General features: G+C 47.4%; 12 protein-coding genes and 1 tRNA gene. 7 read left to right on the top strand and 6 right to left on the bottom strand.

What is annotated here, in order from left to right; translation table 11 throughout:
• Nucleotides 1–152: 152 nt before the first annotated feature.
• From ACO6VG_RS08590 to ACO6VG_RS08580, 3 genes are all read left to right on the top strand, one after another.
• Entirely contained in the window at nucleotides 153–755 is a 603-nt protein-coding gene (locus ACO6VG_RS08590) for an outer membrane protein (protein ID WP_422136562.1), read from the top strand.
• Between the two features lie 422 nt (nucleotides 756–1177).
• A complete protein-coding gene (gene acs, locus ACO6VG_RS08585; RefSeq protein WP_422136561.1) occupies nucleotides 1178–3103 on the top strand; it encodes an acetate--CoA ligase in 1926 nt (641 codons plus the stop codon).
• 153 nt (nucleotides 3104–3256) lie between these two features.
• Nucleotides 3257–3664, top strand: coding sequence for an AAA family ATPase (locus ACO6VG_RS08580; protein WP_422473499.1), 408 nt, complete (start codon nucleotides 3257–3259; stop codon nucleotides 3662–3664).
• 249 nt (nucleotides 3665–3913) lie between these two features.
• Here the strand turns inward: ACO6VG_RS08580 and ACO6VG_RS08575 are convergent, their stop codons facing one another.
• From ACO6VG_RS08575 to ACO6VG_RS08550, 6 genes are all read right to left on the bottom strand, one after another.
• Nucleotides 3914–4927, bottom strand: coding sequence for an IS110 family transposase (locus ACO6VG_RS08575; RefSeq protein ID WP_422132667.1), 1014 nt, complete (start codon nucleotides 4925–4927; stop codon nucleotides 3914–3916).
• 829 nt (nucleotides 4928–5756) lie between these two features.
• A complete protein-coding gene (locus tag ACO6VG_RS08570; protein WP_422136559.1) occupies nucleotides 5757–6206 on the bottom strand; it encodes a YaiI/YqxD family protein in 450 nt (149 codons plus the stop codon).
• Nucleotides 6207–6280: 74 nt separating this feature from the next.
• On the bottom strand, nucleotides 6281–7657 hold the full coding sequence (locus ACO6VG_RS08565; RefSeq protein ID WP_422139690.1) for a sodium-dependent transporter: 1377 nt from the start codon (nucleotides 7655–7657) through the stop codon (nucleotides 6281–6283).
• A 312-nt stretch (nucleotides 7658–7969) separates the two neighbouring features.
• The gene (yciH, locus tag ACO6VG_RS08560; RefSeq protein ID WP_422136557.1) at nucleotides 7970–8281 is read right to left on the bottom strand and encodes a stress response translation initiation inhibitor YciH; all 312 of its coding nucleotides are present in this window, start codon (nucleotides 8279–8281) and stop codon (nucleotides 7970–7972) included.
• A 299-nt stretch (nucleotides 8282–8580) separates the two neighbouring features.
• On the bottom strand, nucleotides 8581–10596 hold the full coding sequence (locus tag ACO6VG_RS08555) for a GMC family oxidoreductase (protein WP_422410409.1): 2016 nt from the start codon (nucleotides 10594–10596) through the stop codon (nucleotides 8581–8583).
• A 487-nt stretch (nucleotides 10597–11083) separates the two neighbouring features.
• Nucleotides 11084–12136, bottom strand: coding sequence for a DUF2333 family protein (locus ACO6VG_RS08550; protein ID WP_422136555.1), 1053 nt, complete (start codon nucleotides 12134–12136; stop codon nucleotides 11084–11086).
• Between the two features lie 463 nt (nucleotides 12137–12599).
• Between ACO6VG_RS08550 and ACO6VG_RS08545 the strand changes: the two genes are divergently transcribed.
• From ACO6VG_RS08545 to ACO6VG_RS08530, 4 genes are all read left to right on the top strand, one after another.
• Nucleotides 12600–12676: transfer RNA gene (locus ACO6VG_RS08545), tRNA-Ile, on the top strand.
• A 340-nt stretch (nucleotides 12677–13016) separates the two neighbouring features.
• Entirely contained in the window at nucleotides 13017–13430 is a 414-nt protein-coding gene (locus tag ACO6VG_RS08540) for a hypothetical protein (protein ID WP_422136543.1), read from the top strand.
• A 648-nt stretch (nucleotides 13431–14078) separates the two neighbouring features.
• Nucleotides 14079–14339 carry a type II toxin-antitoxin system RelB/DinJ family antitoxin gene (locus ACO6VG_RS08535; protein WP_422139673.1) on the top strand — a complete coding sequence of 87 codons (261 nt, stop codon included), beginning with the start codon at nucleotides 14079–14081 and terminating at the stop codon, nucleotides 14337–14339.
• A gap of 2 nt (nucleotides 14340–14341) precedes the next feature.
• On the top strand, nucleotides 14342–14611 hold the full coding sequence (locus ACO6VG_RS08530; protein WP_422139672.1) for a type II toxin-antitoxin system YafQ family toxin: 270 nt from the start codon (nucleotides 14342–14344) through the stop codon (nucleotides 14609–14611).
• Nucleotides 14612–14645 lie beyond the last annotated feature (34 nt).

The following is a 14645-nucleotide window of genomic DNA, read 5'->3' as shown; positions in this document are numbered from 1 at the left end:
AAATATTCGATTCCGTATGGCTGAGTACTTATTCCTTGAGGTTAGCTTATTGGTTTATCCAATGCTGTCTTGCAATGTAAAAAAACCACACTGAGATTCAGGTAGCACATACTTATGGCGGTGTTCAGTCAACAACACTGAGGAAGGTAATTATGAGAATAATCATGATAGCTATAGCCCTGACCTTTGCAGGTTCTGCGCTTGCATCTGAAGAGGGTTTCTATATTGGCGCTAAAGCTGGCTATGAATCAATCAGCAGTAAGATGGAGTACGGATCACTGAAGATTGATTCTTTTGGTAATCAGGGGAGTATCTATGGTGCTTTTGTCGGTTATAACTTCCCTGTTGACCGTGCTATGTATGTGGGACTGGAGGCTGAATATAACCATCACACAACCAAGGCTGAGTATAAGTTGAGTTCCTTTGAAGAAGAGGTCCGGTTTAAAGATGAATATGGTGCAAGCCTGATTATAGGCCACGCTTACAGTGAGACTGTAAACGTCTATGGTCGTTTCGGAATGAGTAAATTAAAGTCAGAAGCTAAAACCTCTGACGGGAATAAAGGGGATGACAAGGTTACCGGCTGGCATGGTGGCTTCGGTGTCGAATTTAAAAATGAAGCCGGTCTCCCCCTGTCACTCAGGGCTGAATACCGATATAGCCAGTTCGATGACATTGATTATGACTATGGAGCTGAAGTAGAAAACAAACCAGAAGCGCATTCGATGTCTCTCAGTGCCATCTATAGTTTTTGACAATTTCTGAATAAACAAACAACCAAAAAACCAGACAAACCGACTGTAAGTTAATGTTGCAGCTTGATCATTTTCAGGACTCTGAAAAAGACGACAGGAAGCGTGGACGCTGCATTTAACGGAAAGGGCGAAATTCTCTATCCATAGCCTCTCATCGGAAGCGTAGCGACGGGGACACCCTGACCTTTGGAGGTATGGATGGAGAATTTCACGAGTTTAGTTAAAAAGTGGCCCAGCATGCTCATCTACTTCCTGTAACTTGCGCTTTTTCACTACTTTTGCGACACCCTATTCAGGTAGGGGAGGATGTCAGTCGCTTGCCCCTCTCAAGGAGATGGTCAAAAAAGCCAGGATATAATGCCCGCAAACGCACTCACTTCTATACTGGGTTAACTTTATAAAAACGAGGCAGGTGAGAGGCCATGACCCAGGCAACGATCTACCCGGTTTCCGAGGCTTTTCAAGACTCATGGATGAGCGAAGAAAAATATCAGGCGCTCTATCACTATTCTCTGGAGAATCCGGAAGCGTTCTGGGGTAAAAAGGCTGAACGCTATCTGGACTGGTATCGCCCCTGGGATGCCATTTATGAAGGCGACTTCAACAGCTGTGAAGTGAGCTGGTTTAAAGGTGGACAGCTGAATGCCAGCGTCAACTGCATAGACAGACACCTGGAAAATCGTGCCGACCGGGTAGCCATTATCTGGGAAGGTGACACGCCAGACCTGCAGCGTAAAATTACCTATCAGGAAATGCATGACGAGGTCTGCAGGCTGGCCAATGGCTTAAAGGCGCGAGGTGTCAACCGAGGGGACAGGGTTTGTATCTATATGCCCATGGTTCCTGAGGCCGTTTATGCCATGCTTGCCTGTGCACGCATTGGCGCTGTTCACTCCGTAGTCTTTGGCGGCTTCTCTCCAAACTCCCTTCGTGACCGTATTCTCGACTGTGGCTGCCGGGCAGTGATCACTGCTGATGAGGGCGTTCGGGGAGGGAAACATATCCCTCTCAAAAAGAATACCGATGAAGCTCTGAAAGACTGTCCTGATGTCAGTACTGTAGTGGTTTATGAGAGAACCGGAGCGAGGATTGAATGGCAGGAAGGACGCGACATTTCTTATCAGGAGCTGACAACAGACCAGCCCGTTACCTGTGAACCTGAGATCATGGAATCTGAAGATCCCCTCTTTATTCTTTATACTTCCGGCTCCACCGGAAAACCTAAAGGTGTCCTCCACAGCACAGCGGGTTATCTGCTTCATACCACGGTCACATTTCACTACGTTTTTGATTACCACGAAGGTGACATTTTCTGGTGTGGTGCTGATGTAGGCTGGATTACCGGCCACTCCTATATTGCCTATGGTCCTTTATCCAACGGTGCCACTATGGTCATGTATGAGGGGGTCCCCTTTTGGCCCGATGCTTCTAGAATCTGGGAAATTGTAGATCGTCACCGGGTGAATACACTCTATATAGCGCCTACGGCAATCCGGGCTCTGATGGCCAAGGGGGATGAATACGTTAAACGAACTTCACGAGCCAGTCTGAAAATTCTGGGAACCGTGGGCGAACCCATTAATCCGGAAGCCTGGCATTGGTACTACCAGATCGTGGGAGAAGAACGCTGTCCCATTATCGATTCCTGGTGGCAGACAGAAACGGGTGGCATGATGATTACGCCTTTGCCGGGAGCCACCGCGTTAAAACCCGGGTATGCAACACGGCCTTTCCTGGGCATCCGTACTGCCATTCTGGATAATGAGGGTAATGAGGTTGTCGGGCCCGGTCAGGGAAGTCTGGTGATCACTGGTTCCTGGCCAGGTCAGATCAGAACCGTCTATGGCAATCATCAGCGAGCAATTGACACTTACTTCAGCCAGTATCCGGGTTATTACTTCACGGGAGACGGAGCCCGCAGGGATGAAAATGGCTATTACCAGATCACAGGCAGAATGGATGATGTAATTAATGTTGCGGGTCACCGACTGGGCACGGCAGAAGTAGAAAGCGCCCTGGTATTGCATGAGGCGATTGCAGAAGCAGCCGTAGTGGGAATTCCTCATCCAGTGAAGGGTGAAACTGTTTATGCCTTCATGACACCCATGGACGGTATTGAAATCAACGATGACTTGATGGAGGAACTTTCAAATCTGGTAGCCAGTGAAATCGGCTCATTCGCTCGCCCGGAGATACTTCACCCATGCCCTGCCCTGCCCAAGACCCGCTCTGGCAAAATCATGCGACGCATCTTGCGTAAACTGGCCCAGGGCGAGAAAGATAATCTGGGTGACTTGAGTACACTGGCTGATCCGGCGGTGGTCAAGCAGCTGCTAAGTTCCACTTAAAAGCCCTGTTTCAATGCTCCCTTTTGATCGAATTAGTTTGTTTCTGAAGCGAGGCTTTATTAGATATAGTTCTAATTTCATAGAACTATATCTGTATTCCTATTCATGTAGAATTCTAAAAAAATGTCTCACTACAGTTAGAGTTCATACGCTATGGCACTTATTGAAGGTCTAAAAATCCGTAACTTCAGATCATTACGAGATGTGACTCTTGGAAAAACCTGGCATGATAGACAACGAAAGTCACTTACCCCTCTGACAGTCGTAGTAGGCAAGAATGGCGTTGGAAAAAGCTCTTTGTTCGATGCTTTTGGTTTTCTTGCAGATTGCCTGAAATTCGGCGTTGATGAGGCATGTCATAGAAATGGACGAGGTGGATTTGAACGCCTCAGATCAGGAGGATCGGATAATAACATCGAGTTTGAAATCTACTATAGAGAATCCTCAAACGAACGCCCTATCACGTATGAATTATCTATTGGTACTGATCGTCATGGAAGACCTATAGTTGCTAGGAGCCTTATATGGTCCGCCCCGTTTTGCAAGAGCCTGTTTTGTTAATTAGCAAACAAAGATAACTGCAATCATATATACGGCCTATTCATGAGGTCTAACCCTCTGGCCCTGATGGGTATCCGCGCAACCTGGCCTTATCAGTCCGACGGCCTCAAGGGCCAAGACTCCTATCAGGTTTCAGGTTGCCGGTTTTTACCTGTTTGCCATCAACTGTACATGCTCATCGCAATCTGCGGGGGGGGTTCCCCTTTGATTAAGCTTATGCTTTACTTTGCCGCTGCCGCCTTTACCTCATTATGCAGCCTTGTAAACTTCATTTCGGGTCATGATGACCCAGACAATCCGAGCCATTTTATTAGCCAGACCAACGGCGGCAACGTTGTGATTGCTGCGCTCATTAAGTTGGCTAACCCATTTTTTACAGCGGTCATCCTTATTTTTGAGGCAGTGGAGTACCGAACGTGCGCCGTGTATCAATAATGTGCGCAGGTATTTATCACCCCGTTTACTGATGCCCAGCAGGACTGACTTACCGCCTGTGGAATGCTGTCTTGGAACTAATCCCAACCATGCGGCAAGGTGTCGACCAGATTTAAAATACGTCGCATCACCAACGGCTGCCTTCAATGCTGTGGCAGTGATGGCTCCGATACCCGGCATAGTCATCATTCGACGACATTCGTCGTCGTTTTCAGCCAGCTCCTGAATTTTCTGGTCATACTGTTGAATACGCTTGTCAAGACTGGCCAACTCTTCTGATAAACCATGTAGCAGCTCACGAGTCAGCGAATGGAGTCCATTTTCAGCATCTTCCAGAATTCGTGGAAGCTGTGCACGAACTTTACCAATACCCTGGGCAACCACAATACCTTCTTCCAATAGTGACCCCCGGATCTGGTTAACCAGGGCAGTTCTCTGATCAACCGCTTGTTGACGATAGCGGTGCAGAAGTTGCCAGGCCTGCTGCTCTGACGTTTTAACAGGTACAAAACGCATGCTGGGCCGTGAAGCTGCTTCTGCAATCGCTTCAGCATCGTTGTAGTCATTTTTGTTGGTCTTGACATAAGGCTTGACAAATTGAGGTGAAATCAGCTTGACAGTATGCCCATAGTTCTTGAATAACCGAGCCAAATAGTGAGCACCACCACAAGCTTCCATAGCGATAATGCATGGCTCCAGATTTGCCACGTACTCCAAAAGGTTCTTCCTGGACAACTTCTTTCTGATGACTTTGCTACCCTGGTCATCAACACCAAACAGGTGAAAGTTGTTCTTGCCAATATCGATACCAAGTACTGAAATAGTCATGGGTGGTTCGCTCCGGTTAATCCTGTTTAAATGGTTAACTCCATTTTGGCTCATTTGAAGCCGTTTAGGAGGGGCGGACCATCCCATTAGACCGAGAATAGACTGCCCTACTGTGGCGGCAGCAAATTGGTCTGAAAATCCGCTTTTGTTCGTCAAATAGCTCGCTATTCTCCTCACAAAACCGAATTTTCATCCTCAATTTTCTGCCGTCCTCGCTACGGGCGCTATTCTCGGTCAGGCTCCTAGCAGCCTGTCGGACTTAAGACTGTCCTACTGCGGTTGCAATAAATTGGTCTAAAAATCCCTGTTTCTTCGTCAAATAGCTCGCTATTCTCCTCAGAAACAGAGATTTTTATCCTCAATTTCTTGCAATCCTCGCTACGGACACTTAAGTCCGACAGGCTGCTAGCGGGCGACTCAGACAGAGACGGAGAGGCCAAAAAAACAGGCTGGCCATTCTCTTTTCTGGAGCTCAATAATGGGTCTGGCAAGGAAGCCAAGCATGCATTTTGAAATTCTGGTTGAAGGTCAAACTGAGCTAACAGCCTTGTCAGACTAAGGGCATATTCCAAAGCACCCAATGAGGATAGAGCTGTAGTTGTTCTTCCGGATCTTGATGACAAAAATCAAGCAGCTATTTCTGAAGAATTGAACAGCTTACTGGCCTGGTGTGAAAATAACTTCACTGCTGACTTTGAAGGACTACACTCTCTGGATAAAAAGAAAGAATGGTCCAAAAAGATCCCACCGCATATGGATATTGATAAAAATCAATCTCCCAGCTTCCAGAATTTTGTCAAATGCCTTCGAGCAAATTTATGATGAACGCTCAGCGCTGAACCTTTGCCAGCCACTTATCCAGCTGGTTGGCAAACTGCTGGCGATCACTCTGGCTCAGTGCCGGAGGCCCGCCGGATTCAATACCACTGGCGCGAAGTGTATCCATGAAGTCACGCATGTTCAGCCTTGCCCGAATATTGTCTTCTGTGAACAGTTCACCACGAGGACTCAACGCAGCAGCACCTTTTTCAATCACTTCGGCGGCCAGAGGAATATCGCTGGTGATAACCAGGTCTCCTGACTCGGCTCTTTTAACAATCTCATTGTCTGCCACATCAAAGCCGGAGGCGACCTGCAGGGATTTTATAAAGCGTGACCCCGGAACCCTGAGTGGCTGGTTGGCCACCAGAGTCAGTGGGGTTTCGGTTCGGTCGGCGGCTCTGAATAGTATTTCCTTGATCACCACCGGGCAGGCATCGGCATCAACCCAAATTTTCATTCTGTGAGAAAGCTCTTAACCCGGAAACCAGGAACCTGTACTTAATACCATTTCGGTCTGAATTCCGGTTATCATCAAAAAGTGAAAAAGATCAGGACCATCACCATGAACGGGCAGAAAAACCGGATGTACCAGGGCCAGATCTTCCAGAAAAGACTGTGCTCAATATCCGGATATCCTTTCTGCAGTTCTTTCAGTTTTTGATCTCTGGACCATATCCAGGCCGCATAGATACAGACGACCAGGCTTAACAGAGGCATAGCATAGCGGGTTGTCAGGTTGACCACAAAGTCAAAGAGCACATCAAACCAGATCATCACGCAGACACTAACCCCGAAAGTAATCAGCGAGATCAGCCAGGAGCTGGCAGTCCTGCGGACATGAAGTCGTCTCTGAAAAACCGCTACCGGTACTTCCAGAATCGAAACTGCTGAGGTCAAAGCCGTAATGGTTAATAAAAGAAAGAAGGCCAGGGAAAGCAAAATACCCGGTGAACCAAACTGAAGAAAGAGCTGTGGCAAAACATCAAACACCAGCTTGTCGGCGCTTTTCAGAGCACCCTCTGCGGTGTAGATATCAATTCCGTGATTCAGCGCAACAAACATACCCGGAATAATCAGCAAACCGGCCATCACTGCGACCAGCGTATCAGTGACGGCAACACTGGCAGCCATCACCGGAATATTACAGTCGCGGGTCAGGTAGGCACCATAAACCACCATGATGCCTACCCCCAGAGACATGGAGAAAAATGACTGACCCAGGGCACTGATCAGAAGATCCTTATTCAGCAATTTGGAAAAATCAGGCAGCACAAAATACCGAAGACCTTTCAGGGCTCCTTCCTGTGTCATGGTGAAACCGATCAGCAGCAGAATCAGCAGCACCAGCATTGGCATCAGACGGCTACACCATTTCTCAATGCCATCAGCAACACCGCCGGAGACAATGGCCGCTACTATGACCATGAATGCACAGGCCGCTATCATGGTGGGCAAAGGATTAAATGAAGTCAGTGAGGTGGCCAGACTGTCCAGACCCAGAGCCACCGCTATGGGAGCCAGACCAAAACAGATGATCCAGCCGGAAATGATGGCGTAAAAGGTATAGATCAGCAGAACTGTGACTGTTGAAACCCAGCCAGTCAGCTTACCCAGCAGCTTGAAAAAATATCTGTTGCTGACACTTGCGAGGGTACTAACCGGGTCTGAGCGACCATAACGGCCAATTACCAGTTCAGCCACCAGCATCGGCCAGGCAAGGAGGAAAGAGAAACAAAGGTAGATTAGAACGAAGGCAGCACCACCATTGTCGGCAGTCTGGGCAGGGAATCCCCAAATATTGCCTATACCTACAGCGGAGCCCACAGCCGCAAGATAGAAACCCAGTCTGGATGTAAACTGTGGAGCATTCTCCGGAGTCTGTTCGTACGCAGTGTTTTCATGGTCCATTCAAGTGTACCTTTTTATGCCATGAAAAATAATGTCCTTCACTCATGGCTATTTGTACCGAGAAAATCTCATCCATCCGGGATGAAAAATTTCCTTACAAAAACGTCCTTATTCGTTGTATCTCCCCGGAGCACTGCATGAACTTAGTACACATGTACAACATAAAGCCCGAAGACTGAGTCTATATCTCAAAGAAAACATTTATCCAGTGTATACAAAACAAACAGATTGAGAGAATTATTTTTTAATTCTCCAAAAAAAGGCGCTTTCAGGAAAAAAAGAGCGTTTTTTTCCGTGAAGTTTTTGTCGAAGTTAACCGCCAGATCGCTTGGCATCGTAGCCAGCTTTCTTGAGCACATCGACCATGACATCCACATGATCTCCCTGCAGCTCGATATTGCCGTCTTTTACAGAACCACCACCGCCGCAGCGCTTTTTCAATGTTTTGGCGTAGGCCTTGAGGTCATTACCCGCAAGAGGCAAGCCACTGATCACTGTGACCACTTTACCACCACGACCTTTCTTTTCAGGGCGGACACGGACGTTGCCATCACCCACTTCTTCCCTGGGCTTTTCTTCCTTGATGCGACCCTTATCGGTCGAATAAACCAGTTTGCTGCTCATTCTTCACCTCAATCTCTTTTCAGCCAGCCTTTTTCCGTGACTTGCTCAATCTCACCAGAAAGATCAGAAAGCCCATCACTTTCAGAGGCTGTCGCAAAAATATAGCTGCCATGCTTTTCGGCTCTGTCGGTCCCAGCGCAAAAAACCATAGGCTATCTCAAGTTGCAGAGCCCGGTTTTCAGGATGATAAAATTCCCACGCGGAATGAAGGAAAGAGCTGTTGCAGTTTTGCGACACCCTCGAAAGGACAGCGAGGGTGTCAGATGAATCTGGACAATACAAATCTTGGTAATGCTTGTCTAGTTTGCCTTGTCGATATTGTGAGCGGCTTTTTCAGCCATTATGTAAACAGCAAGTACCGGGAAAGTACCCACATGTCTTGGGAATACTGATGCATCAACGACACGCAAATTTTCGATACCTCGCACACGAAAGTCACTATCGAGCACCGAAAAAGTATCTTCTTCTCTACCGATGGCGGCAGTACTGAATGCGTGATGGCCCCAGGCTCGATCTCTAATTGCCTGCTTGAGTTCCTCATCGGATTGCAACGATCTCCCCGGCCAGACTTCCTGGTATTGCGTTCCATAAGTAGCTTCTGCGTTCTGAACAATATCACGCACCAATTTCACGCCCGCAAGAACACCTGCCAGGTCAGTCTCACCGGAATTCGGATTTCCACCCAGTTCTAATGTGTTCTTATTACCGTCTTCGAAGGAGTTGTAATTAACTGAAGGTCGATCAAAAGGACTATCCGTTTTAAGTGTTACAACACCACCACGGTTTTCATTATGACCTTTCAATACCACCCAGGTGAATCGTTTTGGTTGAAGTCCTGCCGCACTGTAGCCATCAAAGTAACCCGTAAACTGATTAACCAGGCCAAAGATATGCAGGTCCTCTTCAGGCTTGTCGGCTGAAGACTTTGTCAGTATCGACGTAAAGCTTAGATTAGTCGATAACACCGATTTCTCGCTTTGTGTGTTCAGCGCCTTCGCACCCGTCAAATACGCTACACAGCCTTCACCAAGAATATTACTCAACAATGAAAAACAATTCTCGATCCACTCCAGTTTGGCGGGTGCCTCATATACCATGCCGACTTCATATCGATCCTGAAGATTTCTCCCTACTCCCGGTAATGCATGGCGCAGGGAAATGTTGATATCAGCTCGATTAAATACTTCAGGATCACCAATACCGGACAACATAAGCAGCTGCGGTGTATTGTAGGCACCAGCCGCCAGAATTATCTCTTTAGCAGCAAAGACTTGATCACGAGTTTGGCCCGAAGCATCCTTATGAGTTTGATCAGCTTTGTATGCACCTTCAGCCACTACATACTCAACCCCCGTCGCTTTCTTGCTATCCTGACTATCAAACAACACCTTTGTGACCAAAGAATTGTACTGGACAACTAACAGCGGACTATCATTGTCATAGTCCCAGAGACCATCACTTTTACACTTATTTTCACGCTGACCGTCCGACAATCCGTCTGGATTTAAGGGATCTTCCATACAGGCGCTTGCCAGGATTCGTTCACGAACACTCGCCCTGAAGCCATCATTGTGAGCCACAGGCAACACCCACATGCCTTCTTCCTCGTTAGCTACCGATGCTTCCAGAAGGTTATTGTCGTTCAGATTTTCAACGATGGATTTATTACTGTCAAAATTAGGAGGATTCACAACTGATACTGCAGACTCAACCATCTCTTGAACATATTGACCATGTACATCATTAACCAGCCAGTCCGCTTCATATTTTTCAATAGAAGCCCAATCGTAGAGAATAGGCAGATAAGTACTATTTATATTGCTGGCCGACCAAGAGTCATCGCCCGTCAATTGAGCCAAGGAATCCCAGTCTGAATTTTTTGGCAGCACGTTGATCATGGCATTGTTCGCTGAAGAACCACCTATCCCTGTGCCTCGAGGATAAAAAATGCCTTCTCGCGAGGTTCCGGAGGGACAGTCACAGTTGCCATTGTCCTGAACAATACAGCTCACGCGCTTCCCGGGATCATCATTGATCCGACACATCGCATTAGAGTTACGTGCAGCCTTCGCTGGGTCACTGTAATGTTCGACATAATAAGACCAACTTCTGCCCGGCTTTTCACTTGCAAAGGGGTGATTGGCAGGAATGGGGTAGGTTGGGTTTCTATCAGCCGGATCACCACCTGCATCGATGAGTAATACTGAATGCCCCAGGTGCGCCAGTCGTGATGCAACAGTTCCACCACCTGAACCAGCACCTACGACAACAAAGTCATACTCGGGTTCGGGTTCGGGTTCGCAATAAAATATCATGCAGTACAAATCAGAACTGGAAATTGCTTCAGCAGCACTGGACCAACCTGAAGTTATAATGGCCAGGAAAAATAGACTAAATCTTGTTAGCTTCACTTAAACAGCCTTTTAATAATATTTTAATTATAATTGTCAGTGCTAATCCTGAGCGAAGATGGCTCGGCTCAATAGCCTTGACTTTGCTCTTCATTCCTTTGAGAACTGCTCACCCTGTGAGGACAAAGCAACAATACCAAATAATCGCGGCTAGATCCCCTAACCTGATTACAAATAAATAGAATAGTCTGAGGGACATTCGAACAGGATCTAACCTACTCGAATTTTTTTATATTTACGGTGGGTATACCAGGCCCGTTATCGGGCGGCTCTTTGTGAATGCCCACCGCCCTGTCGAGGGTTTACGACGATTTTGCTAATTTTGTAGCATTTTTAGCCGCTTTGCGGCTTCAGGAAAAATTAAAAACAGAACTAACAATTCACAGTGCATCTACCCCTGCTCAAGCAGTCGGCGCAAGTCGATAATGCCGGCATTGGCGCGAGAGATATAATTGGCCATGACCAGTGAATGGTTGGCCAGTATGCCAAATCCGCTACCGTTAAGAATGAATGGACTCCAGACTGTTTCCTGAGTAGCTTCCAGTTCCCGAATAATTTGCTTCAGGCTGATCGTAGCGTTCTTTTTTTCCAGTACATCGGCAAAGTCGACCTCTATCGCCTTCATTAGATGAATCAGTGCCCAGGAAGAACCACGGGCTTCGTAGAAAACATCATCGATTTTGGTCCAGGGCGTTTTCACTTCCACCAGCGTCTCTGCTTCTGTGGACTGGGAAGCTTCCGCATCCCCTGCCAGATCAGTATTAATACGCGGTTTGCCGACACTGGCACTGAGTCTTTGAGAAAGACTGCCCAGACGGGTTTCAACATCGGTCAGCCAGCGGGTCAGGTTATCGGCACGGGCGTAGAACTGGGCGGGATCCTGCTTATCGGGCAGTCGACGCATATAATTGCCCAGCTTATCGATACCACGCTGGTATTCTTTTTCACTGGAAGGAAGAATCCAACTCCTGGAATCAAAGTTAAACTGAGGCTCGGCAATGGCAAGATCGCGATCTTCCTGAGACTGGGACTGCGAACGACTCATATCTTTACGAAGAGAGCGCGCCATATCACGCACCTGAACCAACACACCCAGCTCCCAGCTTGGCATATTATCCATAAACACACCGGGAGGACCGATATCATTTCGGGTATAGCCACCGGATTTGCTCAGCAGCGTGTCCGCAATACGATAAAGCGTAGCCGTAGTCGTGTAACCCACCACAACTTCCTGGTCATTGGCCTGTGCCATCTGCTCAGTATTGGCTTTTACTGAAAAACTATCCGGTTCAATACTCCAGTAAATACCTAAAGCAGTCAGGCCAATTATCAGGACACCAACAGCAACAGCAATCATTTTGGCCCCAGGTATACCACCACTCAGGGTGCTCGTGAGACCCTCAGTTACTGAAGACAGACGCTCTTTTATCTTTTCCAGAGCCATAGATTCCTCATTGCTCCAATCTGAATCCTGTTCATTATCCTCTATTCAGTGCGGGTATTAAAGACGCAGTCATTGCACTATGTGAATGACCGCTTGGCAAAACGCCGTGAGCTCTCGCCCACTACGAGGCTATCGCAAAATTGCTGCGCTTTGCTGATAGGGCGGGAAAATGCCCCTGCCACAATCCTTCATGACCTGCCGGACTTCCATCCAACAGAGGCACTGCTTTTATTTCGACAAGACACAGCAGGCGCTGACAAAAAAGCAGGTGCCAACGATGCTTCTTTTACACTTCAAGACCTGTTAAAGAACCTTTTTTGATCGATAAAAGCTTTATTAAAATCAGAGGGTTGGCGAGAGCGCCCTGATATGCTTATAATTCACCTCCACTAAGAACCAAGCCCTGAAGTCTTGTGCGTTATACGCTACCAACAGGAAAGATTACGGGGTTGGTGTCAAAATGGGGCCTTTAGCTCAGTTGGTTAGAGCATCCGACTCATAATCGGCAGGTCCTGGGTTCGAGTCCCGGAAGGCCCACCAGATACAGCAAAGCCCGTAGCGTCAGTGAACACTACGGGCTTTTTTGTGTCTCGTTTATTGTGCCTACTAATGCACCTACTTTGTGTCGGACTGTAACGGTATTAAAAAGTGAGTGTGTAAGTAAATCTCCAGAGCCCTTAAAGGCAGTGACCGCCGCCCCAGTTGACATCCTCCCCGCCGTAAAGAGGGTGTCGCAAAAGCACACTAAAGGCTCTGCACAAGTGCAGAGTCTCTTAGAGATTGAAATCTCCTGTGCATGACGGCCCTCGGGGAGGACTTAAGCCCGATGCCTAAGCAATGCGGGGACATTTGAACTATAAAAATGAGAGGGAATAAGAAAATGAAAAAGCTATTTTTTTCTACATCAGTCTTACTGGCTCTATTGCTGTCTGGCTGTGATCGTGATGCCCAACTCGCATCCAGGAATCTATCGAAAGCAGCGGATCAATTTGAAATTGATCGTAGAGTTGTTTTTTACAATGGCATTACAGGCGACTATATGCTTTCGCTCGAGGGCAAGTGTTCAATCAAAGACAGCAACAGGCAGCTAGAGGTCACCTGTAAGACGGGTCCCAATGAATTTAAAAAGCACTTCTTGGGGTTGTCCGATAATGTCACATACTTCGCTGAACAGACGAACGGTGTTGGTGTGAGTGTTTATCACAACCGAATCATCTGGAAGCCACAAAGTATCATGCCGAATATTGATATTAACGGTTCTACTGATGACCTGATGGAGAGTATGACAAAGTAGACTAACCCATAGAGCTGACGGGCAGCGTAGCTGTCTCCGTCAAGCGAGTTGCCAGGCGGCGTGGCTATTTCCGAAGGTGGTTTACGATGATGGCGAGAGTTTCTTCTATTTTGTCAAAATGTTTGCAGTTCTCAGACTGGTAAGCCTCGATCTTGTGGTCTTGCTGATCAAAACGTTTTTCTACCTGAGCGAACATACATGGGCCGGTTCTCTCGATGATTTTCCAGCACAATCTTCTGTGTTTCCCCGGTAATCTGGACGAAGCGATGTACAGCGTTATCCAGCGATTCAAAATGGGATTCAAGTCTCTCTACACGATGTCCCAGTGACATACTGCGTGCCGTTATCATTTGTTGTAGGAGCAGTCAGAATAGCAGGCATTGTGAGAGGGCCGCCAAGGTATTGCACAGTGAAAAGTGTGAACTGGTTTATCAATCTCTGAGTGTCCTTTTCATTTGCGTCAACCCATGGTCACAGGTTGGCAAGACTGAGCTGGTTGACGGCCAGATACTTTGCCGGGAGTGTAATCGCAGAAAGTCCAACAAGTAGTAAGCGACCTACCCACCCCATATACAGGCAGCTGAATTTTGAAATGTGTCCCAATTGGCCTACACTATAAAACACCATTCAATACCAGAGGGAACCGTCATGAGCAAAAGCGCTGTGGTCAGGGCCAGAGTGGAACCTGAGCTGAAGAAACAGGCTGAAGCGGTGTTTCGCAAGATCGGGCTGAACACAACACAGGCCATTACTCTTTTTTATACGCAGGTTGAGCTGTGCAACGGGTTGCCGTTTGATGTGCGTATTCCTAACGAAGAGACTCTGAAGGCTTTCGAGGAAAGCGACAGAGGGGAAGGGTTGGTAGAGTGCAAAGATCTGGATGACCTGTTTAAGAATCTGGATATTTAAGCATGCTGATACCCGTATTCTTAAACCGCTTTCACAAGGACGTTAAAAAAGCCAGGAAGCAGGGGAAAGATATTGACAAACTCAAGCTTATCACCCGCCAGCTGGTAGAGCAGAAGCCCCTGGCTGCCAGACACAGGGATCACCTTTTGACCGGGAATTATAATGGCAGGCGGGAATGCCATATAGAGCCAGATTGGTTGTTAATCTACAGGCTGGATGATGATCGTATTGTGTTTGAACGGCTCGGGAGTCATTCCGAGTTGTTCAGATAGCAAGGTGTCCTTATCCCACCTTCCCCAGCAACGC

Source organism: Endozoicomonas sp. ALB032 (assembly GCF_049310125.1).
Taxonomy (GTDB): Bacteria; Pseudomonadota; Gammaproteobacteria; order Pseudomonadales; family Endozoicomonadaceae; genus Endozoicomonas_A.
Note: the sequence above shows the minus strand (reverse complement) of the source record. Positions and strands in the feature narration are given on the sequence as shown.

Coding starts and splice junctions, on each gene's coding strand:
- ACO6VG_RS08590 (WP_422136562.1), top strand. CDS start 153: ATGAGAATAATCATGATAGCTATAGCCCTGACCTTTGCAGGTTCTGCG.
- acs (WP_422136561.1), top strand. CDS start 1,178: ATGACCCAGGCAACGATCTACCCGGTTTCCGAGGCTTTTCAAGACTCA.
- ACO6VG_RS08580 (WP_422473499.1), top strand. CDS start 3,257: ATGGCACTTATTGAAGGTCTAAAAATCCGTAACTTCAGATCATTACGA.
- ACO6VG_RS08575 (WP_422132667.1), bottom strand. CDS start 4,927: ATGACTATTTCAGTACTTGGTATCGATATTGGCAAGAACAACTTTCAC.
- ACO6VG_RS08570 (WP_422136559.1), bottom strand. CDS start 6,206: ATGAAAATTTGGGTTGATGCCGATGCCTGCCCGGTGGTGATCAAGGAA.
- ACO6VG_RS08565 (WP_422139690.1), bottom strand. CDS start 7,657: ATGGACCATGAAAACACTGCGTACGAACAGACTCCGGAGAATGCTCCA.
- yciH (WP_422136557.1), bottom strand. CDS start 8,281: ATGAGCAGCAAACTGGTTTATTCGACCGATAAGGGTCGCATCAAGGAA.
- ACO6VG_RS08555 (WP_422410409.1), bottom strand. CDS start 10,596: ATGATATTTTATTGCGAACCCGAACCCGAACCCGAGTATGACTTTGTT.
- ACO6VG_RS08550 (WP_422136555.1), bottom strand. CDS start 12,136: ATGGCTCTGGAAAAGATAAAAGAGCGTCTGTCTTCAGTAACTGAGGGT.
- ACO6VG_RS08540 (WP_422136543.1), top strand. CDS start 13,017: ATGAAAAAGCTATTTTTTTCTACATCAGTCTTACTGGCTCTATTGCTG.
- ACO6VG_RS08535 (WP_422139673.1), top strand. CDS start 14,079: ATGAGCAAAAGCGCTGTGGTCAGGGCCAGAGTGGAACCTGAGCTGAAG.
- ACO6VG_RS08530 (WP_422139672.1), top strand. CDS start 14,342: ATGCTGATACCCGTATTCTTAAACCGCTTTCACAAGGACGTTAAAAAA.